This is a genomic window from Pseudomonas neuropathica, from assembly GCF_015461835.1.
Taxonomy (GTDB): Bacteria; Pseudomonadota; Gammaproteobacteria; order Pseudomonadales; family Pseudomonadaceae; genus Aquipseudomonas; species Aquipseudomonas neuropathica.
In genome coordinates, this window is record NZ_JACOPX010000013.1 from 221,680 (window position 1) to 248,458 (window position 26,779).

26 protein-coding genes are annotated in these 26,779 nt (G+C 60.1%); 9 read left to right on the top strand and 17 right to left on the bottom strand.

Translation table 11 applies throughout. The annotated features are described in order from the left end of the window. Positions 1-34 precede the first annotated feature (34 nt). Positions 35-418 carry a hypothetical protein gene (locus tag H8F23_RS20230; RefSeq protein WP_016987375.1) on the bottom strand — a complete coding sequence of 128 codons (384 nt, stop codon included), beginning with the start codon at positions 416-418 and terminating at the stop codon, positions 35-37. 147 nt (positions 419-565) lie between these two features. Between H8F23_RS20230 and H8F23_RS20235 the strand changes: the two genes are divergently transcribed. Both H8F23_RS20235 and H8F23_RS20240 read left to right on the top strand, forming a co-directional pair. Beyond that, complete coding sequence (locus H8F23_RS20235) at positions 566-763, top strand: cation transporter (RefSeq protein WP_007914683.1); 198 nt, start codon at positions 566-568, stop codon at positions 761-763. 88 nt (positions 764-851) lie between these two features. Further along, positions 852-2,054: a multidrug effflux MFS transporter gene (locus H8F23_RS20240; RefSeq protein ID WP_194935557.1), complete on the top strand. Its 1,203-nt coding sequence runs from the start codon at positions 852-854 to the stop codon at positions 2,052-2,054. 5 nt (positions 2,055-2,059) lie between these two features. On the opposite strand, the gene H8F23_RS20245 is transcribed toward H8F23_RS20240, so the two are convergent. The 3 genes from H8F23_RS20245 to H8F23_RS20255 form a co-directional block, all read right to left on the bottom strand. Further along, positions 2,060-2,233, bottom strand: a complete 174-nt coding sequence (locus tag H8F23_RS20245) for a hypothetical protein (RefSeq protein ID WP_007914687.1) — start codon at positions 2,231-2,233, stop codon at positions 2,060-2,062. Between the two features lie 160 nt (positions 2,234-2,393). Next, entirely contained in the window at positions 2,394-3,407 is a 1,014-nt protein-coding gene (locus H8F23_RS20250; RefSeq protein WP_194935558.1) for a zinc-binding alcohol dehydrogenase family protein, read from the bottom strand. A 32-nt stretch (positions 3,408-3,439) separates the two neighbouring features. Continuing rightward, positions 3,440-3,733, bottom strand: a complete 294-nt coding sequence (locus H8F23_RS20255) for a putative quinol monooxygenase (RefSeq protein WP_194935559.1) — start codon at positions 3,731-3,733, stop codon at positions 3,440-3,442. Between the two features lie 119 nt (positions 3,734-3,852). Between H8F23_RS20255 and H8F23_RS20260 the strand changes: the two genes are divergently transcribed. The 3 genes from H8F23_RS20260 (at position 3,853) to H8F23_RS20270 (ending at position 7,357) form a co-directional block, all read left to right on the top strand. Beyond that, on the top strand, positions 3,853-4,782 hold the full coding sequence (locus tag H8F23_RS20260; protein ID WP_194935560.1) for a LysR family transcriptional regulator: 930 nt from the start codon (positions 3,853-3,855) through the stop codon (positions 4,780-4,782). A gap of 317 nt (positions 4,783-5,099) precedes the next feature. Beyond that, the gene (locus H8F23_RS20265; RefSeq protein ID WP_093430305.1) at positions 5,100-5,834 is read left to right on the top strand and encodes an ArsR/SmtB family transcription factor; all 735 of its coding nucleotides are present in this window, start codon (positions 5,100-5,102) and stop codon (positions 5,832-5,834) included. A 140-nt stretch (positions 5,835-5,974) separates the two neighbouring features. After that, positions 5,975-7,357 carry an MFS transporter gene (locus H8F23_RS20270; protein ID WP_116256688.1) on the top strand — a complete coding sequence of 461 codons (1,383 nt, stop codon included), beginning with the start codon at positions 5,975-5,977 and terminating at the stop codon, positions 7,355-7,357. 118 nt (positions 7,358-7,475) lie between these two features. Here H8F23_RS20270 and H8F23_RS20275 read toward each other — a convergent pair whose 3' ends face one another. The 3 genes from H8F23_RS20275 to H8F23_RS20285 form a co-directional block, all read right to left on the bottom strand. Further along, positions 7,476-8,429 carry an adenosine deaminase gene (locus tag H8F23_RS20275; RefSeq protein WP_194935561.1) on the bottom strand — a complete coding sequence of 318 codons (954 nt, stop codon included), beginning with the start codon at positions 8,427-8,429 and terminating at the stop codon, positions 7,476-7,478. 80 nt (positions 8,430-8,509) lie between these two features. After that, positions 8,510-9,475, bottom strand: a complete 966-nt coding sequence (locus H8F23_RS20280; protein WP_194935562.1) for a 2-oxoglutarate and iron-dependent oxygenase domain-containing protein — start codon at positions 9,473-9,475, stop codon at positions 8,510-8,512. A 142-nt stretch (positions 9,476-9,617) separates the two neighbouring features. After that, positions 9,618-10,691, bottom strand: a complete 1,074-nt coding sequence (locus H8F23_RS20285) for a BMP family ABC transporter substrate-binding protein (protein WP_099759385.1) — start codon at positions 10,689-10,691, stop codon at positions 9,618-9,620. 287 nt (positions 10,692-10,978) lie between these two features. Here H8F23_RS20285 and H8F23_RS20290 point away from each other — a divergent pair, with 287 nt between their 5' ends. Continuing rightward, complete coding sequence (locus tag H8F23_RS20290) at positions 10,979-12,070, top strand: calcium:proton antiporter (RefSeq protein WP_194935563.1); 1,092 nt, start codon at positions 10,979-10,981, stop codon at positions 12,068-12,070. A gap of 117 nt (positions 12,071-12,187) precedes the next feature. Here the strand turns inward: H8F23_RS20290 and H8F23_RS20295 are convergent, their stop codons facing one another. The 3 genes from H8F23_RS20295 to H8F23_RS20305 form a co-directional block, all read right to left on the bottom strand. Further along, the gene (locus H8F23_RS20295) at positions 12,188-13,546 is read right to left on the bottom strand and encodes an 8-oxoguanine deaminase (RefSeq protein ID WP_194935564.1); all 1,359 of its coding nucleotides are present in this window, start codon (positions 13,544-13,546) and stop codon (positions 12,188-12,190) included. A 254-nt stretch (positions 13,547-13,800) separates the two neighbouring features. After that, on the bottom strand, positions 13,801-14,487 hold the full coding sequence (locus tag H8F23_RS20300) for an SDR family oxidoreductase (RefSeq protein WP_194935572.1): 687 nt from the start codon (positions 14,485-14,487) through the stop codon (positions 13,801-13,803). Positions 14,488-14,509: 22 nt separating this feature from the next. Beyond that, on the bottom strand, positions 14,510-14,860 hold the full coding sequence (locus H8F23_RS20305; protein WP_064118443.1) for a MerR family transcriptional regulator: 351 nt from the start codon (positions 14,858-14,860) through the stop codon (positions 14,510-14,512). A gap of 83 nt (positions 14,861-14,943) precedes the next feature. Here H8F23_RS20305 and H8F23_RS20310 point away from each other — a divergent pair, with 83 nt between their 5' ends. Next, the gene (locus tag H8F23_RS20310) at positions 14,944-15,423 is read left to right on the top strand and encodes a hypothetical protein (protein ID WP_194935565.1); all 480 of its coding nucleotides are present in this window, start codon (positions 14,944-14,946) and stop codon (positions 15,421-15,423) included. Here the strand turns inward: H8F23_RS20310 and H8F23_RS20315 are convergent. The 7 genes from H8F23_RS20315 to H8F23_RS20345 all read right to left on the bottom strand — a co-directional run bounded on the left by H8F23_RS20315 (position 15,420) and on the right by H8F23_RS20345 (position 23,414). Continuing rightward, the gene (locus tag H8F23_RS20315; RefSeq protein WP_064118442.1) at positions 15,420-16,346 is read right to left on the bottom strand and encodes an ABC transporter permease; all 927 of its coding nucleotides are present in this window, start codon (positions 16,344-16,346) and stop codon (positions 15,420-15,422) included. The genes H8F23_RS20310 and H8F23_RS20315 overlap by 4 nt on opposite strands. Next, entirely contained in the window at positions 16,346-17,452 is a 1,107-nt protein-coding gene (locus tag H8F23_RS20320) for an ABC transporter permease (RefSeq protein ID WP_194935566.1), read from the bottom strand. Before H8F23_RS20320 ends, H8F23_RS20315 begins: the two co-directional genes overlap by 1 nt. A gap of 13 nt (positions 17,453-17,465) precedes the next feature. Beyond that, positions 17,466-19,013, bottom strand: coding sequence for an ABC transporter ATP-binding protein (locus H8F23_RS20325; protein ID WP_194935567.1), 1,548 nt, complete (start codon positions 19,011-19,013; stop codon positions 17,466-17,468). A 643-nt stretch (positions 19,014-19,656) separates the two neighbouring features. Next, a complete protein-coding gene (locus H8F23_RS20330; RefSeq protein WP_194935568.1) occupies positions 19,657-20,238 on the bottom strand; it encodes an IMPACT family protein in 582 nt (193 codons plus the stop codon). Between the two features lie 7 nt (positions 20,239-20,245). After that, entirely contained in the window at positions 20,246-20,896 is a 651-nt protein-coding gene (locus H8F23_RS20335) for a TetR/AcrR family transcriptional regulator (RefSeq protein WP_038360732.1), read from the bottom strand. An 88-nt stretch (positions 20,897-20,984) separates the two neighbouring features. Next, positions 20,985-22,373 carry a uracil-xanthine permease family protein gene (locus tag H8F23_RS20340; protein ID WP_194935569.1) on the bottom strand — a complete coding sequence of 463 codons (1,389 nt, stop codon included), beginning with the start codon at positions 22,371-22,373 and terminating at the stop codon, positions 20,985-20,987. A 120-nt stretch (positions 22,374-22,493) separates the two neighbouring features. Then, positions 22,494-23,414 (bottom strand): LysR family transcriptional regulator, encoded by a 921-nt coding sequence (locus H8F23_RS20345; protein WP_064387741.1) that lies wholly within the window; start codon positions 23,412-23,414, stop codon positions 22,494-22,496. Between the two features lie 138 nt (positions 23,415-23,552). Between H8F23_RS20345 and H8F23_RS20350 the strand changes: the two genes are divergently transcribed. Both H8F23_RS20350 and H8F23_RS20355 read left to right on the top strand, forming a co-directional pair. Beyond that, positions 23,553-24,902: an aspartate aminotransferase family protein gene (locus H8F23_RS20350; protein WP_095047404.1), complete on the top strand. Its 1,350-nt coding sequence runs from the start codon at positions 23,553-23,555 to the stop codon at positions 24,900-24,902. A 76-nt stretch (positions 24,903-24,978) separates the two neighbouring features. Continuing rightward, positions 24,979-26,472: a CoA-acylating methylmalonate-semialdehyde dehydrogenase gene (locus H8F23_RS20355; protein WP_064118435.1), complete on the top strand. Its 1,494-nt coding sequence runs from the start codon at positions 24,979-24,981 to the stop codon at positions 26,470-26,472. The last annotated feature ends 307 nt before the right edge of the window (positions 26,473-26,779 follow it).

Here is a 26,779-nt window from a genome sequence, read left to right on the forward strand (position 1 = left end):
AGCTGCCGAAGGCTGCGATCTTTTGGCTAGCGACTCAGTATTCGAGAGCCGCAGGCTTCAAGTAGACGCCTTCCGAATTCATCGCCAACCGATACTTCAGCACATCACCGGCATGCAGTTTGATCTCCTGCGACCCCGGCGCGAGCATCCCCGGGTTACAACCGGCGACCTGTCCCGGCAGCAACTTCAAGCGCAGCGAAACAGTGCCCGGCGGCAAGTTGAAGGAAATGCTTTGCTCCTGCAGCAGCCGCGCCGAAAGCTGATCCTGGATGTACACGCCGATCTCGCAAGAAGTCGACACTTCCAGGCGCTCGCGGGAAATGATCAGCACCGCATAATCCTCGCCAGCAGCTTGCACTTGAGGGACGGCGGCAAAGAGGCTGAGAAAGCCAAACAGGCTGAAAGCTGACCAGCGCATGGCTGAATCTCCTGAATCGAGTCATTGATGTACGCAGCTTGGCCGAGCGCGGCGCCGATTGCCAGCCCGGCAGTTTATTGAAGAACTTGACCTTGCCATCGTGGCAAGCTCGAGACTGCGGGCAACCTCACTCAAAGGAGTCATTCCATGCAAGTGTTCAACGTTCAAGGCATGTCCTGCGGTCACTGCGTCAAAGCCATCACCAACGCCGTGCAGGCCAAGGATCCAGCGGCCAGTGTGCGGGTTGATCTGGCGGCTAAAGAGGTCGGCGTCGAAAGCGCCATGAGTGCTGATCAGGTCATCGAAGCGATCCGCGAGGAAGGATATGAGGTGAAGCTCGTCTGAATTTGATCGTTAGCGAGCTATCGGAATGTTCAAGGCGTTCGGGCGCGGCTAGACTGTCGGGCTGCCGACTTGCCAACCTGGATGCCTGATGAACTTCCGTACCATTCTGATTCTCGGTGCCTTGACTGCCTTCGGGCCCTTGGCGATCGACTTCTATTTACCTGCCTTTCCCTCGATGGCGCTGGCGTTCGGCACCGACGAGAAACACGTGCAGATGACGCTGGCGGCGTATTTCGCCGGTCTGTCCATCGGCCAACTGGCTTATGGCCCGGTGGCGGACCGCTTCGGTCGACGCATCCCGTTGCTGGTGGGCCTTACGCTGTTCACCTTGGCATCCCTGGCCTGCGCTTATGCGCCAAACCTGGAATGGCTGATCGGTGCGCGTTTCGTCCAGGCGCTGGGCGGCTGTGCCGGGATGGTGATTTCCCGGGCGGTGGTCAGCGACAAGTGCGACGCAGTCGGTTCGGCGAAAGTCTTTTCGCAATTGATGCTGGTGATGGGCCTGGCGCCGATTCTGGCGCCGATGCTCGGCGGTCTGCTGGTCAACACCACAGGCTGGCAGTCGATCTTCCTGGTGCTGACCGGATTCAGCGCGCTGGCCGGATTGGCCGTGGCGCTGGGGCTGCCGGAAAGTATGCCGGCGCACATGCCGCGTCAGCCGTTGTCCGGCGCGCTGCGTCAGTACGGGCGCTTGCTCAAGGACCGGGTTTACCTCGGCCACGCCCTGACCGGCGGCATCGCCATCGCCGGGATGTTTGCCTACATCGCCGGTTCGCCGTTTATCTTCATCAAACTGTATGGCGTGCCGGCCGAGCATTTCGGCTGGCTGTTCGGCACCAACGCGGCGGGGTTCATTTTGGTGGCGCAGGTCAACGCGCGGATGTTGGCCAAGCGCGGCCCGGCATTCCTGCTGTCGCGGGCGGTATGGGTTTACTTCGCCGCCGGGCTGACGCTGCTCGCGGTCAGCGCAATGCACACAGAGTCCTTGTGGCCGCTGCTGATTCCACTGTTCATCTGCGTGTCGAGCCTGGGTTGCATCAGCCCCAATGCTGCCGCTTGTGCGATGAACGGGCAGGGTGCACGGGCCGGCAGTGCTTCGGCGCTGCTCGGCTGTATGCAATTCAGTGTCGCCGCCGCCGCTTCGGCGCTGGTAGGGGTGTTGCACGACGGCACCGCCGTGCCGATGGCCATGGTCATCAGCCTGTGCGGTTTGCTGGTGGTGTGCGTGGCCCTGCTCACCCGCCGTCTGCAGAATGCCCGGGCACTGGCGCAAGCTCAGGCCGAGGCATGAATACCTCAGCCGGCGGCGCGCTGCTGGCTGCGATCGGGAATCTGATGGGGTGCGCACAGTCGCGCTTCGAGGGTGCGGGTGAAGGCCAGTGCTTCGGCTTCACTGCGGAATGTCACGGCGTGTTGGTCCAGACGAACCTGCCATTGAGACTTTGCCACTTCTTTTATCAGGATCTTCATTGCTGACCTCCCTTGCGTAAAAGATGTATCGCAGAGGCTTCGATTGTAGACCTGAATACGATCGCAATTGTGACAAGGGTCAAGCATCGGACTGACGGCAAAAAACAGCGCAGCTCCGCCGACCGCTCTAGGTTCGGCGAAGGCTGCGCTGTGCGGTTTTTTAGAAACCTTCTAAAACAATTTTCCCCTTGGCTTTGCCACTTTCCAGCAGCTCATGGGCGCGACGCAGGTTCGCCGCATTGATCGTGCCGAAATGCTCGCCCACCGTGGTCTTCAGCGTTCCGGCATCAATCAGATCCGCCACGCGGTTGAGCAGTTTGTGCTGCTCGATCATGTCCGGCGTCTCGAACAGCGAGCGGGTGTACATGAACTCCCAGTGCAGCGACAGGCTCTTGCGCTTGAGTTTGCTCACGTCCAGCGACTTCGGATCGTCGATCAACGCCAGTTTGCCTTGCGGCGCCAGCGCTTCGACCAGTTGATCCAGGTGCTGGTCGGTCTGGGTCAGGCTGGCGACGTGGGTCACGCTGTCGATCCCGGCGCGCTTGAGTTCTTCGCTCAGCGGCTGGCTGTGATCGATGACCAGGTCGGCGCCCAGTTCTTTGACCCAATCGCGGGTTTGCTCGCGGGATGCGGTGCCGATGACCTTCAGGCCGGTCAGTTGCCTGGCCAATTGCGTCAGGATCGAACCCACCCCGCCAGCCGCGCCGACGATCAGCAGGCTCTGGTCTTCTGTGGTTTTGCCTTCGCGGATTTGCAGGCGCTCGAACAACAACTCCCATGCGGTGATCGCGGTCAGCGGCAGTGCGGCGGCTTCGGCAAAACCGAGGGATTTCGGCATATGGCCGACGATGCGCTCATCCACCACATGCAGTTCACTGTTGCCGCCCGCGCGGGCGATGGAGCCGGCGTAGAAAACCTTGTCGCCGGCCTTGAACAACGTCACTTCGCTGCCGACAGCCTTGACCACACCGGCAACGTCCCAGCCCAGCACTTTTGCCGCGCCGTTTTCCGGTGCCGCGTTCTGCCGCACTTTGGTGTCGACCGGGTTGACCGAAATGGCTTTGACTTCCACCAGCACGTCGCGCGGGCCGGCGACCGGTTCTGGCAGTTCGATGTCTTGCAGGGACTTGGCGTCGCTGATCGGCAGGGAAGCGTAATAGGCGATGGCTTTCATGAGTGGCTCCGTACGGGTAATAGAAGAAGGGATCAGACAATCGCGCCGAGGCGGTTGAGCTGGAAGTGTTCGATGGCGTGGCCGGCGCTGGCCTGGAAGTGCTGAAAGTGCGCGCTGTTGTTGTGCGCCTCAAGAATCGCTTCGCTGGCCCAGTGTTCGATCACATAAAACACCTGCGGATCGGCGAGGTCGCGGTGCAAATCGTACTGGCTGCAACCGTCTTCGGCGCGGCTCGGTTCAACCAGGGCGCGCAGGCCTTGTTCGAGAAGATCCTGTTGGCCGGGTTTGGCGGTCAGGGTGGCGATAGCGGTGAAGGGCTGGGACATGCTCGGCTCCAGAGAAGCGGGATGAATGCGATGGAGAGATGATTGGCTATTTCTCTGCGAGATAAAACCGGCTAAAAGAGCAGTCTCTTTCAATATTTTTTTGATAATCGAGGCTGAGCATGCTGCGTTTTGACGATTTGCAGTTGTTTGTCCGGGCGGCGGATCTGGGCAGTCTGTCGGCAGCCGCGCGGGTGATGGACATGTCCGCTGCCGTGGCGAGTGCGGCGTTGAAACGGATCGAACAGCAGCTCGGCGCACGCTTGCTCGCTCGCTCGACCCGCAGCCTGCGCCTGACCGCCGAGGGCGAAGGCTTTCTCGAATACGCGCGGGCGGCGCTGAGCAATCTTGATGAAGGTCGGCGCTTGCTGGCCAGCGGACAGGATCAGGTCAGTGGGGTTTTGCAGTTGTCGGCGCCTTCGGACTTCGGCCGCAACCTGTTGCTGCCGTGGCTCGACGAGTTCCAGCGCGAGCACCCGAAGCTGACCGTGCGCTTGCTGCTCGGCGATCGCATCGCCGACCTGTTCCGCCAACCCGTGGACATCGCTTTGCGTTACGGCGAGCCGGAGGACTCAAGTCTGGTTGCTTTGCCTATCGCCCCGCACAACCGCCGCGTGCTGTGCGCCTCCCCGGCGTATCTGGCCCGACACGGCGAACCGCGCCAGCTCGAACAACTGGCCCAGCACAACTGCCTGTTGTACATGCTCGGCAGCCGGGTGCATGACCATTGGAGTTTTCATGACGGTAAACGTGAAGTTGGTCTGACCGTCAGTGGTGACCGTTTCAGCGATGACGCCGACGTTGTGCGTCTGTGGGCGCTGGCCGGCGCCGGAATTGCCTACAAGTCGTGGCTGGACGTGGGTGCGGATGTGCTCGCCGGGCGGCTCAAAGTGCTGCTGCCAGAGCTGCTTTGTGAGCGCGCACCGCTGAATTTGTTGTGCGCCCATCGCGCCCAGTTGAGTAAGCCGGTGAACCTTCTGAGGGAAATGCTCGCCAGCCGATGCGCTGAAGTGAGTAGTCAATTTCCCGCTTTTTCGGAAGTTGATCATTAGTCGCAGGTAAATAGAGAAATTTCTGTCAGGAACAATCACCACCTGCGCAGGCCCCGGCGCAGGACGCGCGGGCTAACCCGCTTATACTAGCGCCCGCCTCATGCCAGCACCGACACCCCGGCCCGGAGACCCACGCACCGCGTCGCCAGTCTTCGAGTGACGGTCGCGCAACTGCTGCGGGTTCTGTGCCGGAGCAGGCTGCGTCAGCGGCTTGCCTCGCCCCGGTTCATGGCGATTTTCGCGTCTTGGCCGATGACTCATTACCGGCCAAGATGTCTCCGAGCAGTAGACGATACGATTCAACAGGGAGTGAACACATGGAACATGCACCTTGCATCAGCCAGATCGCCACGTTGCTGGCCGACCCCAAGCGCAGCGCGATGATGTGGGCGTTGATGGATGGCTCGGCCCGGCAAACCGAGGAGCTTGCGCTACTGGCAGGGCTGTCGCCATCGTCGGCCAGCGCGCATCTGGCGCGGCTATCCACGGGTGGTCTGTTGAAGGTCGAAGTCCGTGGTCGCAAACGCTTTTTCCGTCTCTCGGCACCGGAGGTCGGTGCTGCGATAGAAGCATTGGCCAGCGCCACCATCGCCAGTGCTCCACGGGAAATTCCCGAGGTCTTCAAACGCACCACCCCCATGGCCAAACCGCAAACCGCGCCGTCCTCATTGTTGCGCGCGCGTTTTTGCGATGACCACCTCGGCGGTACGCTGGCGGCGGACCTGTATCAGCGTTTGCTTGATGCCGGCTGGATCGAACAGCTCGAACAACGCGTCGTGGTGACCCACAAGGGTTCGAAACTGTTGGCTGGACGTGGCGTGTTCATTCAGGCGCTGGCCCATCGCAACGTGCAGGTGGCGTGTGCTTGTCCAGACTGGAGCGAACGTCGTCCGCACATGGGGGGATCACTCGGCGCCGCGTTATTGCAGTTGTTCATGCAGTCCGGCTGGCTGACCCTGCCCAACGACTCGAGAGCTTTGCAATTGACCGCCACCGGCCAACGGGAACTTCACCGTTTTGCCAAGGAGACCGAGCTGGAAATGGCGTTGTAGAGCACTCGCAATCGACGTCCGGAACTGCGGAAGCGCTTCTGGCGTCGCCCGCGACTGCGAACAGGTCGTATCCAGCACGAACGCCGTTTCGCGATCAAGCACACTCGATCCGGGGATATTTTTCGGATGGGGGAGGTGGCATGGAGACTCACGGCTACAGCGCGGCAGAACGTCTGGAACGACTGCCGATCAGCGGTTATCACCGGATCATTTTCATCATCATCGCCTTGGCTTTTTTCTTCGATTCCATGGATCTGGCGATGATGACCTTCCTGCTCGGCTCGATCAAAGCCGAGTTCGGCCTGAGCAGTGCGCAAGCGGGATTGCTCGCCAGCTCGAGTTTTTTCGGCATGGTGCTGGGGGCGTCGCTGTCCGGCATGCTCGCCGATCGCTTCGGGCGCAAACCGGTGTTTCAGTGGAGCATCGTGCTGTGGGGCGTGGCCAGTTATCTGTGCTCGACAGCGCAAACGGTCGAGACGCTGACGCTGTTCCGCATCCTGTTGGGGATCGGTATGGGCATGGAGTTTCCGATCGCCCAGTCGATGCTCTCCGAGCTGATTCCAGCGCAGCGCCGCGGACGTTACATCGCGTTGATGGACGGCTTCTGGCCGCTCGGCTTCGTGGCTGCCGGCGTACTGTCCTACTTTCTGCTGCCGCTGATTGGCTGGCGCGACATCTTTCTGGTCTTGGCGGTGCCGGCGGTGTTCGTACTGGCGATCAGGTTTTTCATTCCCGAGTCACCGCGCTGGCTGGAGCAGGCCGGGCGCGATGACGCTGCGGATAAGGTGTTGAACGGCATCGAGGCGCGGGTGCGTTCGTCGCTCGGCGGTGCCGCGTTGCCGGAACCGATTCGATTGCCGCGAACCGTGACGCCGCCGGGCAACTTCTTTGCGGCGCTGAAACAGATCTGGTCGCCGCAGTATCGCCAGCGCACGACGATGCTCTGGAGTCTGTGGTTCTTTGCGCTGCTCGGCTTTTACGGGCTGACGTCGTGGCTCAGTGCGCTGTTGCAACAGTCGGGTTTCGCGGTGACGCAGTCGGTGTATTACACGGTGCTGATTTCCCTGGGCGGGATTCCCGGGTTTCTCATGGCCGCATGGCTGGTTGAGCGCTGGGGGCGCAAACCGGTGTGCATCGTGACGTTGCTCGGCGGTGGTGTAATGGCGTTCCTGTATGGGCAGAGCGCGGTGTTTGGCGGCAACGTGGCACTGCTGATCGGCACCGGGTTGCTGATGCAGTTTTTCCTGTTCGGCATGTGGGCGGTGCTCTACACCTATACGCCGGAGCTTTATCCGACGTCGGCGCGGGCGACCGGCTCGGGCTTCGCCTCGGCGATTGGCCGCGTGGGTTCGCTGCTCGGACCGTTGGTGACCGGACTGGTGTTCCCGATTACCGGGCAGGGCGGGGTGTTTGCGCTGGGCGCGGCGTGCTTTGCGATTGCGGCGGGGGTGGTGTGGCTGTTCGGGATGGAGACCCGGGGTAAAACCCTTGAAGAGCTGACCGAAACCCAATCTATCGGCTAACACCGATCCAATGTAGGAGTGAGCCTGCTCGCGATAGCGGTGTGTCAGATATAGATTTTTTAGCTGACACCCTGCTATCGCGAGCAGGCGAAGGCCTACAAGGGTTATGCGGTGTTGCTTAGGGTTTTACCAGTCGCGCATCCAGGCTGTTCTGCGCCAGACGCTTGGCCTGATCCTGGGTCATGCCCAAGTGTTCATGCAGCGCGTAGAAGTTCTCGGTCACGTAACCACCGAAGTACGCCGGGTCATCGGAGTTCACCGTGACCTTCACGCCACGCTCGAGCATGTCGAGGATGTTGTGCTGGGACATGTGATCGAACACGCAGAGTTTGGTGTTCGACAGCGGGCACACGGTCAGCGGGATCTGCTCGTCGATGATTCGCTGCATCAGGCGCTCGTCTTCGATGGCGCGCACGCCATGGTCGATGCGCTGGATTTTCAGCAGATCGATGGCTTCCCAGATGTACTCCGGCGGGCCTTCTTCGCCGGCGTGGGCAACGGTCAGGAAACCTTCGTGTCGGGCGCGATCAAACACGCGCTGGAACTTGCTCGGCGGGTGGCCCATCTCGGAGCTGTCGAGACCGACCGCGACAAACGCGTCACGGAATGGCAGTGCCTGGTCCAGAGTTTTCTCGGCTTCTTCTTCGCTGAGGTGGCGCAGGAAACTGAGGATCAAACCGCTGGTGATGCCCAGTTGCTGCTCGCCATCCTTGAGTGCCGCGGCGATGCCGTTGAGCACCACTTCGAACGGGATACCCCGGTCGGTGTGGGTCTGCGGGTCGAAGAACGGTTCGGTGTGAATCACGTTCTGCGCTTTGCAACGCAACAGGTAGGCCCAGGTCAGGTCGTAGAAGTCCTGCGAGGTGCGCAATACGTCGGTGCCCTGGTAATACAGGTCGAGGAATTCCTGCAGGTTGTTGAAGGCGTATGCCTTGCGCAGGGTTTCCACGTCGCTCCACGGCAGGGCGATCTTGTTGCGCTCGGCCAGGGCGAACAGCAGCTCAGGCTCCAGCGAGCCCTCCAGGTGCAGGTGCAGTTCAGCCTTGGGCAAGGCGTTGAGCCAGTCGTACATATTCTTTTCTCATCAGGTGCAATGACGGCATTCTACAGATGCTCGCCGAAACAATTGGCAAAACCTGACCAAGCGATCCATCAAACGGCTTCTTGCTCGCGGCGATAGGCGTAGGTATCGGCGAAGCGCGACAGCAGGAATTCGGCGCAGGTGGTGGTCGGATATTTCGCCGGATGCTGTGCGTCCTGACAACCCGGCAGGCATTCGATGCGGGTGTCCGGATGCGGCTCGGCGAAGAACGGCATCGAGTAGCGATCCACGCCGAGCGGGCTGATCACCCGGTGCGGGGTCGAGCGATAACGGTCGTTGCTCCAGCGCGCCATCATGTCGCCGAGGTTGACCACGAAGGTGCCGTCGATGGGCGGCGCGTCGATCCATTCGCCTCGCACGTTCCTGACCTGCAAGCCACCGGCGCCGTCCTGATAGAGCAGGGTGATGCAGCCGTAATCGGTGTGCGCGCCGGCGCCTTGCTGCTCGGCGGAGCTGGCCGTGTGGCGCGGTGGGTAATGGATCATGCGCAGGACGCTGACCGGATCAGCGAAGCGGCTGTCGAAAAAGTCGCGTTCGATGTCGAGGGCGAGGGTCATCGCGCGAAGCAGGGTTTGCGCGAGGGCTTGCATGTCGAGGTAATGCTGTTCCATCAATTCAGCCCATCCTGCTTGCGCGGGATGACGGTTCGGCCCGCGTAACGGTTTTTCTGCGAGAACGTCGGGATGATTGGCCGGCAGGTGCAGGCCCATGTCGAAAGTTTCTTTCAGGTCGCTGGGTTTGCTCGGGTCGAGTTGCTCGGTAGCGATGGCGCCGTAGCCGCGATGGTGGCGGGTCTGGGTGATGTCGATCTTGAGTTTTTCTGCTGCTGGCAGGGCGAAGAAACGCTGGGCGTGGTCGAGCACCGCGTCGATGCGCTGCGCGGAAATCGGGTGGCCCTTGATGTAGAAGAAACCCCATTCGCGGCAGGCGAGGTCGATTTTTTCTGCCACGGCAGGCCAGGCATTGTGGTCGTCGCTGTACAGCGGGCTGATATCGATGATCGGAAGCTGATCCATACACAATCCTTGAATACGCTGAAGATCAAATGTAGGAGTGAGCCTGCTCGCGATAGCGGTGAATCAGGCAACACTTTTGCTGAATGACACACCGCTATCGCGAGCAGGCTCACTCCTACAGGGGATGGTGGTGGGGCTGAAATTACTTCGGCATCTCAGCCTTCATGCCTTCAACGTAATAGTTCATCGACGCCAGTTGCGCATTGGTCGCGCTTACGCCAGCGGGGATTTTCTCGACCCCGGCCTGATCTTTGATCGGCCCGGTAAACGGCTGCAATGCACCGCTCTTGATATCGGCAATGATCTGCTCGGCCTCGGCTTTCACCGGTGCCGGCACCAAGTCGCTGATCGGCAGTTCAACCGTGCCTTCCTTCAACCCACCCCAGTAATCCTGAGGTTTCCAGCTGTGATCGATAACGCTCTGCGTCGCCTGAATGTAGTGCGGCGCCCAGTCGTTGACGATCGAAGTCAGCACGGCTTTCGGCCCGAAGTGGGCCATGTCCGAGGCATACCCCACCGCGTACACGCCACGACGTTCGGCGGCCTGAATCGGCGCCGGGCTGTCGGTGTGCTGGAACACCACGTCGACGCCTTGATCGATCAGCGCGTTGGCGGCATCCGCTTCCTTGCCCGGGTCGAACCAGGAGTTGACCCACACCACTTTGATCTCGGTGCCGGGGTTGTACTTGTTCAGCGCCAGCTGGATGGCGTTGATGTCGCGGATCACTTCCGGGATCGGGAACGAAGCGACGTACCCGATCTTCTTGGTCTTGGTCATCTTCGCCGCGAGGAAACCACCGACGTAGCGACCCTCGTAAGTACGCGCCAGATAGGTGCCGAGGTTTTTGTCCTGTTTGTAGCCGGTGGCGTGTTCGAAGGTCACCTTGGGAAACTGCTTGGCGACTTTGACGGTGGGGTTCATGTAGCCGAAGGAGGTGGTGAAGATCAGGTCGTATTTATCCTTGGCCATGTTGCGGATCACCCGCTCGGCGTCGGCGCCCTCGGCGACGTTCTCCACATAGTTGGTGGTGATCTGATTGCCGAATTTTTCCGCGAGGGCCTTGCGCCCCTGCTCATGCTGATAGGTCCAGCCGTGGTCACCGATCGGGCCGATGTAGACGAAACCGACCTTGAGCGGATCGGCAGCGCTGGCGCTCAGGCTGATACCCAGACCGAGGGCGGCGCACAGCAGTTTGTGCAGCGGACGTATTTGCATGAATTCGAACTCCATTTTGTTGTGTGTGGTCAGGGCCAATGCAAATTGCTGACCAACAGGACAACAAACAATTCGAAATCGCGTAACGGCCATCGCGAGCAGGCTCACTCCTACAGGGGAATGCGGTCAACTGTAGGAGTGAGCCTGCTCGCGATAGCGCCCTCAAGGCCAATAAAAGTGCAACTGCCAAAAGCCCTGCCAGCGCTTGGTGCGCTAAGGTGTAACGAAACGTTAGCGCCGCCCCGCAGTCAGTAGCTCATTCGCTCTCTTTCGGCAAAAGGCCCGCCATGCTCACCATCCTTAAGCAAGAAAGCTTTCTGCTACTGGCCGTCATCGCCGCGTGCGTCGCCTATCCGTTGGAACACTGGATGCTGCACAGTGGCCAGATCGTCGCGCTGACTGCCGGTCTGGTGCTGATCGCCTTCATCGTCGCCGCCTCGATGCGCGTCGCCCATCACGCCGAATTGCTCGCGGAAAAGGTTGGCGACCCTTACGGCACGATGATCCTCACGCTGGCGGCCGTGCTGGTGGAAGTGGTGATTCTCGCGATCATGATGAGCAACGAAGCGTCGCCCACGTTGGTGCGCGACACGATCTATTCCGCCGTGATGCTCGACATCAACGGCATCCTCGGCCTCGCCGCACTGATGGGCGGGATCAAACATGGCGAACAGTCCTACAACGACGATTCCGCACGCAGCTACAGCGTGATGATCCTCACCGCCATGGGCGTGTCGATGGTGGTGCCGGAGTTTATTCCCGAGGCCAACTGGAAGATTTATTCGGCGTTCACCATCGGTGCGATGGTGGTGCTGTATGCGCTGTTTCTGCGCATGCAGGTCGGCCCGCACAGTTACTTTTTCAGCTACAGCTATCCGGACAAACGCCGCAAGAAAGAACCGCAGGACGCGCAGGCGAATGCACCGAGCATCGGCCTGTCGATCGGCATTCTGGTGTTTGGCATTGTGGTGATCGGCGCACTGGCCGAAGTGATGTCGAAGACCCTCGATCTGGGCCTGGAAGGCACGGGCGCACCGCCGGTGATCACGGCGATTCTGGTGGCGGCGATTTCCGCCGCGCCGGAGATTCTCACCGCGTTGCGTGCTGCACTGGCCAACCGCATGCAGTCAGTGGTGAACATTGCGATGGGCGCGTCACTGTCGACGGTGATTCTCACGGTGCCGGTGATGGAGGCAATGGCACTGTACACCGGCCAACCATTTCAAATGGCGATGACGCCGGTGCAGACGGTGATGATCTTCATCACGCTGATCGTTAGTGCCATCAACTTGAATGACGGTGAGACCAATGCCATCGAAGGCATGACCCACTTCGTGCTGTTTGCGACCTTTATCATGCTGTCGCTGCTCGGCCTTTAAGCTCAGCCGAACCCCCTGTAGGAGCTGCCGAAGGCTGCGATCTGTTGATCTTGCTTCTAGAAAAACAGATCAAAAGATCGCAGCCTTCGGCAGCTCCTACAGAGGTCTGTCGTTGTATCAGGTACCGGCGATCAGTTGGCGCGCCGCTTGGCTGTGATCGGCGATCAGGCCTTTCAAGTCGAGCCCTTCAACCTGGCCATCAACCACACGCCACTTACCACCAATCATCACCCGATCCGCACGATCCGCGCCGCACAACAACAGCGCCGAAATCGGATCATGGCTACCGGAGAAGCGCAGTTCATCGAGCTTGAACAACGCCAGATCCGCCTGCTTGCCCACTGCCAGCTCACCAATATCGGTCCGCCCCAACAGACTCGCCGAACCCTTGGTCGCCCAGCCCAGCACGCGTTCCGGGGTGATCTTCTCGGCGCCGTAACGCAGACGCTGGATGTACAGCGCCTGACGCGCTTCGAGAATCATGTTCGACGCATCGTTGGACGCCGAACCGTCGACGCCCAGACCAAACAACGCGCCCGCGTCAGTCAGATCGATACTTGGGCAAATGCCGGAGGCCAGACGCATGTTCGAACTCGGGCAATGGCAGATACCGGTACCGGCCTGACCGAGGCGGGCGATTTCGTCCGGGTTGAAGTGAATGCCGTGGGCCAGCCAGGTGCGCGGGCCGAGCCAGCCGACGCTGTCGAGATAGTCGACGGTGCGCAGGCCGAAACGCTGCAGGCAGAAATCTTCTTCGTCGAGGGTTTCGGCCAAGTGGGTGTGCAGACGCACGTCGAGCTTGTTCGCCAGTTCGGCGCTGGCCGACATGATTTCCGGGGTCACCGAGAACGGCGAGCACGGCGCCAAAGCGATCTGGATCTGTGCGCCGTCGCCACGCTCGTGGTACTCGTGAATCAGGCGCTGACTGTCGTCGAGAATCACCTGACCTTCCTGCACGGTCTGTTGCGGCGGCAGGCCGCCGTCCTTCTCGCCGAGGCTCATCGAACCGCGAGTGAGCATGGCGCGCATGCCCAGTTCGCGGACGGTTTCGACTTGCACGTCGATGGCGTTCTCCAAGCCATCCGGGAACAGGTAGTGGTGGTCGGCCGCAGTGGTGCAGCCCGACAGCAGCAGTTCGGCCAAAGCGACTTTGGTGGCGAGCGCGAGTTTTTCCGGCGTCAGGCGCGCCCAGACCGGGTACAGGGTTTTCAGCCACGGGAACAACGGCTGATTGACCACCGGCGCCCAGGCGCGAGTCAGGGTTTGATAGAAGTGATGGTGGGTGTTGATCAGGCCCGGCAGGATCACATGTTCACGGGCGTCGAACACTGCATTGCACGGCGCCGACGGCTGTTGGCCAGCGGCGAGGACTTCGACAATGACACCGTCTTGCACGACAAGACCGCCACGGGCATCGAGCTCGTTGGAGGTGAAAATGGCGAGGGGATTTTTTAACCAGGTACGGGTCGCGGGCATGTTGCCGGCTCCTCTGAAAATGGGGTTCAGGGTTGCCAGCTCAGTGATGCCCTGTCTGCTGATCCAGGGTCGCCGCGAGGACGAGGTGCGCAGTTTCAAACAAATTGTCACGCCGGGCAAGCCCAACCTGACCATTCACTACGGTCCCTTGTAGGAGTGAGCCTGCTCGCGATAGCGGTGTATCAGGCAACACTTTTGCTGAATGACACACCGCTATCGCGAGCAGGCTCACTCCTACACTGGGATTTGTGCGGTTACCAGGGAATCGTTTCACCCTTGTAGTTGATGAAATGATGCCCGCCCTTGCCGGTATACGCATTTACCTGATCAACCAGCCCACGGGTGCTGGTTTCCACGTCGAGGTCAGCCCCTTCACCGCCCATGTCCGTCTTCACCCAACCCGGATGCAGCGACAACACTGTCATCTTCTGCTCACCCAGTTGCGTGACAAAACTGTTGGTCATCGAATTCAGCGCAGCTTTGCTGGCCTTGTACAACGCCAGCTCCGGCGCGTCCGGCACGGTCACGCTGCCCAGCCCGGAACTCATGAACGCCAGCACACCGCTGCCGTCACGAATCTGCCCGGCAAAACGCTGGGCCAGATTGATCGGCGCCACCGCGTTGGTGAAAAACAGCTGACCGACCTCAGCCAGTGTCGCGCCGCCCGGGGTCTGGTCCGCCGGGCCTTTGACCCCGGCGTTGACGAACAGCAGGTCGAAGGTTTCGCCCTTGAGTTGTTGGCTCAAGGCGATCACCGCTTGCTGATCGTCCATGTCGAGCTTCTCGATCCGCACCTTGCCCAGCGCTTGCAGCGCCTCGGCGTTTTGCGGATTGCGCACGGTGGCGGTGACTTGCCAGCCGTCGGCCAGCAGGGTTTTCACTAGACCGAGGCCCAGGCCCCGGGAGGCGCCGATGATCAGTGCGTTTTTTGCAGACATGATGGGCTTCCTTGATGAATGAGGATCATGGATTCAATGGACAGGCCTGACCGAGGCGAAGTTGCAACTCCTGCCGCAGCGTGTCGAGTTCGCGCATACGGGTTTCGATCAGTTGCAGTTTGTCGCGCAGCAACTGCGCCACGGCGTTGTCCGGATCGGGCGCGTTCCACAACGCGGCAACGCTGTCACCAATCTCGCCGAGGGTAAATCCCAGACGCTGCGCCGTTTTGATATAGAGCACCAGTTGCACCATCTCCGGCGGATAGTCGCGATAACCGTTGGCGCTGCGCTGCGCCGCAATCAACCCGCGCTGCTCGTAGAAGCGCAGAGTGTCACGGCTGACGGCACTGGCCTGGGCTAATTCACCGATGCGCATGCTGGCTCTCAAAAGGGCTATTGACCCTGGAGCATACTCCAGGCTTTACCGTGGATGCTCCCTGAATTTCTGGAGCATGGATGATGTGGACTTCAACGCAGTATCGCAACGTGGTGCTTGGCAGTGCCTGGTATGACCTGATCGTCACGGTGGCATTTGCCACGCCGTGGAGTTTTGCCGCTTTGCATGGGTTTTTGACCGCGCTGAACTTACCCGGCGAACTGCCGGCGTTTGAGCCTGTGCACCTGTTGATGGCGAATCTGCTGGGCTCGGTGGTGTGCGTGTGGGCGGTGCTGCGGATTCGCGATCCGCAGGCGCTTTATGGACGGTATGACGCGGTGGCGCGGTTTCTGTTTGCGGCTTGGCAGGCGTATGCCTTGCTGCACGGCGCCAGTTCGATTCTGATTGTTTTCCTGGTCTTCGAACTGGCGTGGGGCATTGCTCAAGTGTTGCCTGTGCGGACGCCTTCGCGAGCAAGCTCGCTCCCACAGTTGACCGAGTTCACTCAGATCCCCTGTGGGAGCGAGCTTGCTCGCGAAGAGGCCAGTAAATTCACCTCTTAATGCCCCGCCTGCCAAGGCTGCCCAAGCGAAACCGGCGCATACAATCTTGTGCGCAGCGCATCGCGCGACAACAGCACCAGCACCACAATCGTCGCCACATACGGCAGCATCGCCAGCAGACTCGACGGAATCGCCAGCCCCAACCCCTGCGCCACCAAGTGCAGGATGCTGGCGAGGCCGAACAAATAAGCCCCGAGCAACAACCGCCACACCCGCCAACTGGCAAACACCACCAGCGCCAAGGCGATCCAGCCACGCCCGGCGGTCATGTTTTCCGCCCACATCGGCGTGTACGCCAGCGACAGATAAGCCCCGGCCAGCCCGGCCATCGCCCCGCCGAACAGCACCGCCAACGTGCGCACGGTCAACACCGGCAACCCCATTGCACTGGCCGCATCCGGATTCTCGCCGACCGCTTGAATGATCAACCCGACACGACTTTTGATAATCACCCACGCCACCAGCGCAAACAGCGCGAACGACAGATACACCAGCAAATCCTGAGCAAACAGCATCCGCCCGATCAGCGGAATCTCACTCAGATAAGGGATCGCCAACGGCTCAAACCCGGCCAGTGGTTTACCGACCCAAGCTGCGCCGACAAAGGTCGACAGCCCGACACCGAAAATCGTCAGTGCCAATCCGGTCGCTACCTGATTGGCGTTGAACACCAACGCCACTAGCGCAAACAGCGACGACAACAACATCCCGGCCAGCATCGCCAACAACACGCCAAGCCACAGGTTGCCGCTGTTGAGCGCGACGATAAAACCGATCACCGCGCCAAACAGCATCATGCCTTCCTGCCCGAGGTTGAGCACGCCGCTCTTCTCGCAGATCAATTCCCCCAGCGCCACCAGCAACAACGGCGTGCCGCAACGCACCATGGCGTAGAAAATATTGCTCAACAGATCGATATCCATCACAGCGCTCCGGCGGTTACGGCAGTGGTTGAAGTGCGCTTTACCCAACGCAGGTTCAGGCGTGGCCGATAGAGAATCAGTACGTCACTGGCGAGCAGGAAAAACAGCATCATTCCCTGGAACAACTGGGTGATCGCCTGCGGCAGATTCAGGGTCATCTGCGCGCTCTCGCCACCGATGTACAACAGCGCCATCAACAGGCTGGAGAACAGAATACCGATCGGATTCAGGCGCCCGAGGAACGCCACGGTGATCGCCGCATAGCCATAACCGGGTGACACCTGCGGCACCAATTGGCCGATCGGCCCGGTGACCTCGCAGACACCCGCAAGCCCGGCCAAGCCGCCGCTGATCAACAGTGCCAGCCAGATCAAGCGCTTCTCGCGAAAGCCGACAAACCCTGCGGCACGCTTGTCCAGCCCAAGCACTTTGATCTGGAAACCGACAAAGCTTTTCTGCAACAACACCCACACCACGACCAGCGCGAGCAGGGCGAAATACACCCCGGCATGCACGCGGCCATCCTCCATCAACAACGGCAAACGACTGGCGTCGCCGAACATCGCCGACTCGGGAAAGTTGAACCCGGCCGGGTCCTTCAACGGCCCGTGCACGCAGAACAGCAGCAGGTTCAGCGCGATGTAATTGAGCATGATGCTGGTGAGGATTTCGTTGGCGTTGAAGCGTGTGCGCAACCATGCGGTCAGCCCGGCCCACGCCGCGCCGGCGAGGGTGCCGGTGAGCAGAATCAACACCAGCGCCCAGCGGCTTTGCAGGTCGATGATATTCACCGCCAAGGCACTGCCGGCGAGTGCCCCGAGGAGCAATTGACCTTCGGCGCCGATGTTCCAGATTCGCGCCTGATAGGCCACTGCCAAGCCCAGTGCGCAGAGCAGAATCGGCAGCGCCTTGACCAACAATTCAGAGACGCCATACAAATCGCTCACCGGCGCGATCAGCAGCGTGTGCAAGGTTTGCAGCGGGTCATGACCAAGGGCGATAAACAGCAGCGAGCCGCAACCGAGCGTCAGCGCCGCCGCCAATAACGGCGAGCACCACAGCATCAGGCGCGATTGCTGGCCACGGGGTTCGAGGGAAAGCAGCATGTGTATAACTCCGTTAAACCGTGGCGGCTGAAGGGGCGTGGTCGAACTGGCCGGCCATCCAGCCGCCGACGTCGCTGAGTTGTGTCTTGCTGGTGTCTTGCAATGCCGACAAACGTCCACCGCACAGCGCGCCGAGGCGGTCGCTGATCTGGAACAATTCGTCGAGGTCTTCGGATATCACCAGAATCGCCGCGCCGGCATCGCGCAGCGCGATCAGCGCACGGTGAATGGTCGCGGCGGCGCCGACGTCGACGCCCCAGGTCGGGTGCGCGGCGATCAGCAGTTTCGGTTGCTGGAGGATTTCCCGGCCGAGGATGAATTTCTGCAGATTACCGCCGGACAAACTGCGCGCGGCGGTTTGCGTGTCCGGGGTTTTCACGCCGAAGCGCTGAATGATCTGTTGGGCGAGGGCTTCGACTTTACCGCGCTGGATTAGCCCGTTGCTGACCAAGCCTTGTTGGAAAGCCGTCAGCAGGGCGTTGTCCGCCAGGTTCAATTCCGGCACCGCGCCATGCCCGAGGCGTTCGGCGGGGACGAAAGCCAGGCCCAGTTTGCGACGGGCATCCGGGCGCAAATCGGCGACGTTTTGCTCAGCGAATCGAATGGTCGCGGCCTCCGCCCGAGGCAAGGTTTGTTCGCCGCTGAGCAGGGCGAGCAATTCATCCTGACCGTTGCCCGCGACCCCGGCGATGCCGACGATTTCACCGCTGCGCACTTGCACATCAATGTCAGTCAGCCAGCAGCCGAACGGATCCGGGTTGTGCCAGCTCAAGCCGTTCACCTGCAAAAACGCCGCGCCGCCGCTGACCTTCGGATAGTCGCCAATCAACGCCGCCGCTTCGCCGACCATCATCTGCGCCAATTGCTGATCCGAGCACTCCGCTGGCAGGCAATGCCCGGCCACGCGCCCACCGCGCAGAACCGTCGCGCTGTGGCACAACGCGCGCACTTCAGCGAGTTTGTGGCTGATGAACAGAATGCTGCAGCCTTCGGCGGCGAGGCGGCGCAGGGTGATGAACAATTCATCGGCCTCTTGCGGCGTCAGCACTGAGGTTGGCTCATCGAGAATCAGCAGGCGAATGTCCTGCATCAGGCAGCGAATGATTTCCACGCGCTGACGTTCGCCGATCGACAGGCTGTGGACAAGTCGCTCCGGCTCCAGCGCCATGCCATAACGGCGCGACACTTCACGAATTTTCGGTTCCAGTTGTTTCGGCGTGCCGGCTGCTGCGCCCATCGCCAAAGCAATGTTTTGCGCCACGCTGAGGGTTTCGAACAGTGAGAAATGCTGGAATACCATGCCGATCCCCAACTGCCGCGCCTGCGCCGGGTTGCGGATATTCACCGGTTGACCTTGCCAAAGCATCTCGCCGGCGTCGGCCTGGGTGACGCCGTAGATGATCTTCATCAACGTACTTTTGCCCGCGCCGTTTTCACCGAGCAGGGCGTGAATTTCACCGGACGCGATGCTCAGGTCGATGGCATCGTTGGCCAGACAACCGGGGTAGCGTTTGCTGATATGGCGCAGTTGCAGGCGCGCAATGGGTGGGACAATTGGCATGACAGGCTCGACTTGCTTGGAGTTGTGCCTGTGGATAAAGCAATTTCCTGGCCATTGAGTCAGGAACGCGAGTGGGCCGCGTGTGGCAGCACTCGGTATAGAGCATTGAAGGCCGAATCACGCACGACGATGGCACCAATTCAGAGCAAAGCCGTTGCTCGGGCGCCAGTTTTGCCCGTCGCGATATGATCAAAAAACGAGCAATCCCTTGGGGGCTAGATGGATCCAGCGACTGCGCCAGCCATGAACGGGTTATCCACAGCTTGTTCCACAGTTATTGTGCGCAAGCTGCAAACCCGGGCATAAGCACTGCAGTGCTTTCTTCTAATGGTGATAAACCGCGCTAACTAACTGTTTCTGTTTGAAATTATCGTTTCGTCGAGTGAATTGAACGAAAAGTGAACAAACCGCGCAAAGCCACGTGACAGAAGGGTTACAGCGAAATGTACTCAGGTTATCCACAGTCGGGTGCACAGCCGATGTGGGCAACTCTGTGGAATAAGGAAAACGGGGGATGCCCTAAAAGATCGCAGCCTTCGGCAGCTCCTACACGAAAACGCTGATACCGGTATCACCAACGAAATTCATGACAAACCCGGATCCCTGTAGGAGCTGCGGAACGCTGCGATCTTTTGATCCTGCTTCACCGCTGCAATAAAATCCGCCCACGGCTCAAATCCGCTAGCTGGGTTTGCAAGACATCGATCTGCGCCTCACCCACCGCTAACTTCAACTCGACCCCGTTCGCCGTGAAGTTTTCCTCCACTACCAATCCACCCAAGTCCGCAACCCGCAACTTCACCAACGCCAACTCGGCAAACCCGCAGGCACAACTTAGCGGCACGCGGCTGATCAACTCGACCTTGGCCGCGGTCTGCAGACACTTGTTCGCACCACCGCCATACGCCCGGGCCAAACCACCCGTGCCGAGTTGAATGCCGCCGTACCAACGGATCACCAGCACCGCGACCTGATCGCAATCCTGCGCTTCAATTGCCGCCAGAATCGGGCGCCCGGCCGTGCCGCCCGGTTCGCCGTCGTCATTGCTGCGGTATTGATCGCCGAGTTTCCACGCCCAGCAATTGTGCGAGGCGTTCAGATCGCTGTACTGCTCGAAAAACGCCTGCGCCTCGGCAGGGCTGCCGATCGGCGTGGCAAAGGTGATAAAGCGGCTTTTGCGAATCTCTTCGCGGTACTCGCAAAAACCGCTGAGGGTGAAAGGCATAAACGTCTTATAGAGGAGGAGTGAGGCCGCAGCCTTTGAGAATGATGCGGATCAGGTTGTTGCCGGCGTCTTCCATGTCCTGCTTGGTCAACTTGCTGCGACCGCTGACGCGGCAGATCTGCGTGGCGAAGTCAGCGTAATGCTGGGTGCTGCCCCACAACAGGAAGATCAAATGCACCGGATCGACCGGGTCCATTTTGCCGGCATCGATCCACGCTTGAAATACCGCCGCGCGGCCAGTGAACCAGGCGCGGTAGTCCTGATTGAAATATTCGCTCAGGCATTCGCCGCCGCTGATCACTTCCATCGCAAAGATCCGCGAGGCCTGTGGCTGGCGGCGGGAGAATTCCATCTTGGCGCGAATATAGCGAGTCAGTGCTTCGGCCGGATCGTCCTCGGCGGTGAGGGTGTTGAAGGTGCTGTCCCACAACTCGATGATGTTGCTCAGCACCGCCACGTACAACCCAAGCTTGTTGGTGAAGTAGTAATGCAGGTTCGCCTTGGGCAACCCGGCATTCTGGGCGATGGTGTTCATGCTGGTGCCTTTGTACCCGTGACGAGCGAACTCGTCTTCGGCGGCTTTGAGGATGGTCTCTTCGTTTTTCTGACGAATGCGGCTGGCGGGTTTGCCGCCATGGGCAGGGACTTCAAAGGTCATAGGCACTTCCGGGTTTGTCTGTGGGTGCAACCAGTTGCGTTGATAGCGCACCCACAGGCATCCGACAAGTCCTTGCGCGATAAAACCGTTACGCCTGTTCGATCTTGTTCAGCGGCGCGTGCGCTTCAGCGGTCTCGGTTTTCGACTCCGGCAGCAGCAGGCACAGGATAATTGCGGTCAGGCCGCCGCTGGTGATCGCCGAATCAAACAGGTTCTGCACCAGCTTCGGCAGCAGGTGTAGCAGGGTCGGTTGTGCGGCGATGCCCAAGCCGACGCCGAACGACGTGGCGATGATCAACATGCTGCGTCGATCCAGCGGCGACTGCGCGAGGATGCGCACACCGGCAGCCGCCACCGCGCCGAACATCACCAGGGTCGCGCCGCCGAGCACCGGTTTCGGAATCTGTTGCAGCACCGCGCCGATCATCGGGAACAAGCCGAGGCAAAACAGAATCGCGCCGATGTACAGCCCGACGTAGCGGCTGGCGACGCCGGTCAACTGAATCACGCCGTTGTTCTGCGCGAACGTGGTGTTGGGGAAGGCGCTGAAGGTCGCGGCGATCATGCAACTGACGCCATCGCCAAGTACGCCACCGCGCAGGCGACTTATATAGGAAGGGCCGCTGATCGGCTGGCGGGCGAGCATGCAGTTGGCGGTGAGGTCGCCGACGGTTTCGATGGTGCTGATCAGATAAATCAGCGCGACCGGCAGGAAAGCCGTCCAGTCGAAATTGAAGCCAAACTTGAACGGCGTAGGAAAACTCACCAGTGGCAAGTCAGGCAACGGCTGTGGCACCAGTTTCCCACTGAACCACGCGGCGAGGCTGCCGAGCAGCAAACCGATAATGATCGCCGATAGACGCACCCACGGCGTGTTGGAGCGGTTGAGCAGAATGATCGTCAGCAGCACGAACACGCCCAGCGCCAGATTGCCCGGCGCACCGAAGTCCGGCGCATTGAAGCCACCGCCCAGATCGGTGATGCCGACCTTTATAAGGCTGATGCCGATCAGGGTGATGACGATCCCGGTCACTAACGGCGTGACGACTCTGCGCAACTGGCCGATGAAGCGGCTGAGGACGATCTGCACGATTGCGCCGAAAAAGCACACACCGAAGATCATCGCCAGAATGTCTTCCGGACTGCCACCGCGTTGCTTGACCAGAAATCCGGCCGATAGCACCGCACCGAGAAAGGCGAAACTGGTGCCCTGCAGACAAATCATCCCCGCGCCGATGCCGAACGGCCGCCGCGCCTGAATAAAGGTGCCGACGCCCGAAACCATCAACGCCATGCTGATGAGGTACGGCAAATGCGCAGTCAGCCCGAGGGCCGAGCCAATCACCAATGGCGGGGTGATGATGCCGACGAAACTGGCGAGCACGTGTTGCAGTGCGGCAAGAATTGCAGCAGCGGGTTTGGGGCGGTCGTTGAGGCCGTAGATCAGGTCGCTGGACGGTGCGGAATCTGGCTGCATGGCTTAAGGCTTCTTGTTGAAGGATCGGGTTGATCCTGCTCTGCAAAAAGCTGTCCACTTGCTCAGGTTATTTGCCAGATTTGTCGCCAGGGCCCAACGCTGGCGGGCCACGGCGGATTTTCAACGCGTTGCCGCCAGACTCTCCAAAAAGCTTTCCAGCACCAAATGAGGGCGCCGGCCCTTGCGTGTGACCGATGCGAGGCTCAAGTCATAAAAACGAGTTTGCGATTTCAACGCGCGCAAGCGACCTTGCTGCACCCAGAGGCTGGCGTAGTGATCCGGCAGATAGCCAATGTAGCGCCCGGTCAAAATCAGAAACGCCATACCCTCACGGTCAGAAGCACTGGCCGTGCAATTGAGCGCTTGGTAATGCGCTTGAATATCCGCCGGCAAACGAAAGGTCGGGGCAATCGCGTCCTGACTGTTAAGGCGTTCGTCATCGAGCTGTTTGTCATCGACATAAAACAACGGATGGCCAACCGCGCAATAAAGCAGCGAACGCTCGCTGTACAACGGCTGATATTCCAGGCCCGACAACGCACTGGCCTGAGGTACCACGCCGACATGCAGACGCCCATCGAGCACGCCTTGCTCGACTTCATTGGGCGCAATCATGCGGATCTGGATCTGCACATCCGGCCCGCGTTCTTTCAATTGGGCGAGGGCGTGGGTAATGCGCATGTGGGGCAGGGTGACGAGGTTGTCGGTCAGGCCAATGATCAACTCACCCCGCAGATGCTGGTGCAGGCCGTTGACTTCGGTGCGAAAGCTTTCCAGTGCACTTAACAGTTGCAGTGCCGACTGATACACCTCGCGACCTTCCTCGGTCAGCGAAAAACCGGCTCGACCACGCTGGCACAGACGCAAACCGAGGCGCTGCTCCAGATCGCTCATCTGTTGGCTGATCGCCGAGCGACCGATGCCGAGCACGGTTTCCGCTGCGGAGAAGCCGCCGCACTCCACCACACTGCGAAAAATCCGCAGCAAGCGGATATCAAAGTCACTGACCTGGGCCAGCGGATCGGGGCGACGGCTGCTCATCTTATTGTTCTCATTGTTTAGCGAAGTTCTAACTGAAGGTTAGAAGAGTTGAATTTCACCGACTTTATCCGCGTGGCAATTTAGCTGCAACAACGCTTTTTATCTCCCTGACGCTTATGCCCTGCGAGGTTTTGCCCGATGAACATGCCTGAAAACGCGCCGTCTCCACTGGCCAGCCAACTGAAGCTGGATGCGCACTGGATGCCGTACACCGCCAACCGAAACTTCCAGCGCGACCCGCGTCTGATCGTTGGTGCTGAAGGCAGTTGGCTGATCGACGACAAAGGCCGCCGGGTATACGACTCGTTGTCCGGGCTGTGGACCTGCGGCGCCGGCCACACCCGCAAGGAAATTCAGGAAGCGGTTTCCAAGCAATTGGGCACCCTCGATTACTCGCCGGGCTTCCAGTACGGTCATCCGCTGTCGTTCCAGCTGGCCGAGAAGATCACTGAGCTGACCCCGGGCAACCTCAACCACGTGTTCTTCACCGACTCTGGTTCCGAGTGCGCCGATACCGCCGTGAAAATGGTCCGTGCCTACTGGCGCCTGAAAGGTCAGGCGACTAAAACCAAAATGATCGGCCGTGCTCGTGGTTACCACGGTGTGAACATCGCCGGCACCAGCCTCGGCGGCGTCAACGGCAACCGTAAGCTGTTCGGTCAGGCGATGATGGATGTCGATCACCTGCCGCACACGCTGCTGGCGAGCAATGCCTTCTCCCGTGGCATGCCGGAGCAGGGCGGTATCGCCTTGGCCGATGAACTGCTGAAACTGATTGAGCTGCACGATGCTTCGAATATCGCCGCGGTATTCGTAGAGCCTATGGCCGGGTCCGCTGGTGTACTGGTTCCGCCACAGGGTTACCTGAAACGTCTGCGCGAAATCTGCGATCAGCACAGCATCCTGTTGGTGTTCGACGAAGTGATCACCGGTTTCGGCCGCACCGGCAATATGTTCGGCGCCGACACCTTTGGCGTGACCCCGGATCTGATGTGCATCGCCAAGCAAGTCACCAACGGCGCGATCCCGATGGGCGCGGTGATTGCCAGCTCCGAGATCTACCAGACCTTCATGAACCAGCCGACCCCTGAATACGCCGTGGAATTTCCACACGGCTACACCTACTCGGCACACCCGGTGGCTTGTGCCGCTGGCCTGGCGGCTCTCGACCTGCTGCAAAAGGAAAACCTGGTACAGAGCGTTGCAGAAGTCGCACCGCATTTTGAAAACGCGCTGCACGGGCTGAAAGGGTCGAAGAACGTTATCGACATCCGTAACTTCGGTCTGGCCGGTGCCATTCAGATTGCCCCGCGTGACGGTGACGCCATCGTGCGTCCGTTCGAAGCCGGCATGGCCCTGTGGAAGGCCGGGTTCTACGTACGCTTCGGCGGCGACACCTTGCAGTTCGGCCCGACTTTCAACAGCAAGCCACAAGACCTCGATCGTCTGTTCGACGCGGTCGGCGAAGTGCTGAACAAGCTCGACTGATTTTTCCTTCTATATATACCTACAAGAACGGGCACTCCTTAATGTGTGCCCGTGGACAAGAATTCAGGAGTTTTCGATGAGCGTTATCCCGCATTTGATCAATGGCGAACTGGTGACCGAGAACGGTCGCGCGGTTGATGTGTTCAATCCGTCCACTGGTCAGGCTATCCACAAGCTGCCATTGGCCAGCCAGGCCACCATCCAGAAAGCCATCGATGCCGCCAAGGCTGCGTTCCCGGCCTGGCGCAACACGCCACCGGCCAAACGTGCGCAGGTGATGTTCCGCTTCAAGCAACTGCTGGAGCAGAACGAAGCGCGCATCTCGCAATTGATCAGCGAAGAACACGGCAAGACCCTGGAAGACGCCGCCGGTGAACTGAAGCGTGGTATCGAGAACGTCGAGTTTGCCTGCGCTGCCCCGGAAATCCTCAAGGGCGAGTACAGCCGCAACGTCGGCCCGAACATCGACGCATGGTCGGACTTCCAGCCGCTGGGCATTGTTGCCGGTATCACCCCATTTAACTTCCCGGCCATGGTGCCGCTGTGGATGTATCCACTGGCGATCGTCTGCGGTAACTGCTTCATCCTCAAACCGTCCGAGCGGGATCCAAGCTCCACCCTGCTGATTGCTCAACTGCTGCTGGAAGCCGGATTGCCGAAAGGCGTGATGAGCGTGGTTCACGGTGACAAGACGGCGGTGGACGCGTTGATCGAAGCGCCGGAAGTCAAAGCGCTGAGCTTCGTTGGCTCGACGCCGATTGCCGAGTACATCTATGCCGAAGGCACCAAGCGCGGCAAACGCGTTCAGGCACTGGGTGGTGCGAAGAACCACGCGGTGCTGATGCCGGATGCTGATCTGGATAACGCGGTCAGCGCACTGATGGGCGCGGCGTACGGTTCCTGCGGTGAGCGCTGCATGGCGATCTCGGTGGCCGTGTGTGTGGGGGACCAGGTAGCGGATGCACTGGTGGCCAAACTGGTTCCGCAGATCAAGGCGCTGAAAATCGGTGCTGGCACTTCGTGCGGTCTGGACATGGGCCCACTGGTAACCGGCCAGGCGCGCGACAAAGTCAGCGGTTACGTTGACGACGGCGTGGCAGCGGGCGCGACCCTGGTGGTCGACGGTCGTGGTTTCAGCGTGGCCGGTCATGAAGAAGGCTTCTTCCTCGGCGGCTGTCTGTTCGACAACGTCACCCCGGAAATGCGCATCTATAAAGAAGAGATCTTCGGCCCGGTACTGTGCATCGTTCGCGTGAACAGCCTGGAAGAGGCAATGCAACTGATCAACGATCACGAATACGGCAATGGCACCTGCATCTTCACCCGTGACGGTGAAGCGGCGCGTCTGTTCTGCGACGAGATCGAAGTCGGCATGGTCGGCGTCAACGTGCCGCTGCCGGTACCGGTGGCTTACCACAGCTTCGGCGGCTGGAAGCGTTCGCTGTTCGGCGACCTGCATGCTTATGGTCCGGATGGTGTGCGCTTCTACACCCGGCGCAAGGCTATCACCCAGCGCTGGCCGCAGCGGGCGAGCCACGAAGCATCGCAGTTCGCCTTCCCTAGCTTGTAAGTAGAAAGGCGATGTAGCGAAGGCCGACCCCTCGGGTCGGCCTTCGTGTTTTCGGGGGTTTTTGACCTATGTGACAGAATTATGAAAATAGGTGTTGACGGCAGATTCAGGATGTCTATAATTCGCCCCACTTCCGGCGCAGTCGAAACGGAAAACTCCTTGAGACTCAACGAGTTAAGTAGGTTTCGGCAGCAGGTTGCTTCAGTTCATCGAAGCCAGAAGGAAGTTGAAAAAGAGGTGTTGACAGCAGCGTGTAACGCTGTAGAATTCGCCTCCCGCTGACGAGAGATCGGAAGCGCAAGTGGTT

Bases quoted from the DNA above. Each gene is read 5' to 3' on its own strand.
- H8F23_RS20345 (WP_064387741.1), bottom strand. From the start codon at position 23,414: ATGAGCAGCCGTCGCCCCGATCCGCTGGCCCAGGTCAGTGACTTTGAT.
- H8F23_RS20320 (WP_194935566.1), bottom strand. From the start codon at position 17,452: ATGCTGCTTTCCCTCGAACCCCGTGGCCAGCAATCGCGCCTGATGCTG.
- H8F23_RS20255 (WP_194935559.1), bottom strand. From the start codon at position 3,733: ATGTCCCAGCCCTTCACCGCTATCGCCACCCTGACCGCCAAACCCGGC.
- H8F23_RS20355 (WP_064118435.1), top strand. From the start codon at position 24,979: ATGAGCGTTATCCCGCATTTGATCAATGGCGAACTGGTGACCGAGAAC.
- H8F23_RS20330 (WP_194935568.1), bottom strand. From the start codon at position 20,238: ATGCCTTTCACCCTCAGCGGTTTTTGCGAGTACCGCGAAGAGATTCGC.
- H8F23_RS20340 (WP_194935569.1), bottom strand. From the start codon at position 22,373: ATGCAGCCAGATTCCGCACCGTCCAGCGACCTGATCTACGGCCTCAAC.
- H8F23_RS20240 (WP_194935557.1), top strand. From the start codon at position 852: ATGAACTTCCGTACCATTCTGATTCTCGGTGCCTTGACTGCCTTCGGG.
- H8F23_RS20295 (WP_194935564.1), bottom strand. From the start codon at position 13,546: ATGCCCGCGACCCGTACCTGGTTAAAAAATCCCCTCGCCATTTTCACC.
- H8F23_RS20265 (WP_093430305.1), top strand. From the start codon at position 5,100: ATGGAACATGCACCTTGCATCAGCCAGATCGCCACGTTGCTGGCCGAC.
- H8F23_RS20280 (WP_194935562.1), bottom strand. From the start codon at position 9,475: ATGGATCAGCTTCCGATCATCGATATCAGCCCGCTGTACAGCGACGAC.
- H8F23_RS20285 (WP_099759385.1), bottom strand. From the start codon at position 10,691: ATGCAAATACGTCCGCTGCACAAACTGCTGTGCGCCGCCCTCGGTCTG.
- H8F23_RS20305 (WP_064118443.1), bottom strand. From the start codon at position 14,860: ATGCGCATCGGTGAATTAGCCCAGGCCAGTGCCGTCAGCCGTGACACT.
- H8F23_RS20260 (WP_194935560.1), top strand. From the start codon at position 3,853: ATGCTGCGTTTTGACGATTTGCAGTTGTTTGTCCGGGCGGCGGATCTG.
- H8F23_RS20245 (WP_007914687.1), bottom strand. From the start codon at position 2,233: ATGAAGATCCTGATAAAAGAAGTGGCAAAGTCTCAATGGCAGGTTCGT.
- H8F23_RS20350 (WP_095047404.1), top strand. From the start codon at position 23,553: ATGAACATGCCTGAAAACGCGCCGTCTCCACTGGCCAGCCAACTGAAG.
- H8F23_RS20315 (WP_064118442.1), bottom strand. From the start codon at position 16,346: ATGGATATCGATCTGTTGAGCAATATTTTCTACGCCATGGTGCGTTGC.
- H8F23_RS20250 (WP_194935558.1), bottom strand. From the start codon at position 3,407: ATGAAAGCCATCGCCTATTACGCTTCCCTGCCGATCAGCGACGCCAAG.
- H8F23_RS20235 (WP_007914683.1), top strand. From the start codon at position 566: ATGCAAGTGTTCAACGTTCAAGGCATGTCCTGCGGTCACTGCGTCAAA.
- H8F23_RS20335 (WP_038360732.1), bottom strand. From the start codon at position 20,896: ATGACCTTTGAAGTCCCTGCCCATGGCGGCAAACCCGCCAGCCGCATT.
- H8F23_RS20275 (WP_194935561.1), bottom strand. From the start codon at position 8,429: ATGTACGACTGGCTCAACGCCTTGCCCAAGGCTGAACTGCACCTGCAC.
- H8F23_RS20310 (WP_194935565.1), top strand. From the start codon at position 14,944: ATGTGGACTTCAACGCAGTATCGCAACGTGGTGCTTGGCAGTGCCTGG.
- H8F23_RS20270 (WP_116256688.1), top strand. From the start codon at position 5,975: ATGGAGACTCACGGCTACAGCGCGGCAGAACGTCTGGAACGACTGCCG.
- H8F23_RS20230 (WP_016987375.1), bottom strand. From the start codon at position 418: ATGCGCTGGTCAGCTTTCAGCCTGTTTGGCTTTCTCAGCCTCTTTGCC.
- H8F23_RS20290 (WP_194935563.1), top strand. From the start codon at position 10,979: ATGCTCACCATCCTTAAGCAAGAAAGCTTTCTGCTACTGGCCGTCATC.
- H8F23_RS20325 (WP_194935567.1), bottom strand. From the start codon at position 19,013: ATGCCAATTGTCCCACCCATTGCGCGCCTGCAACTGCGCCATATCAGC.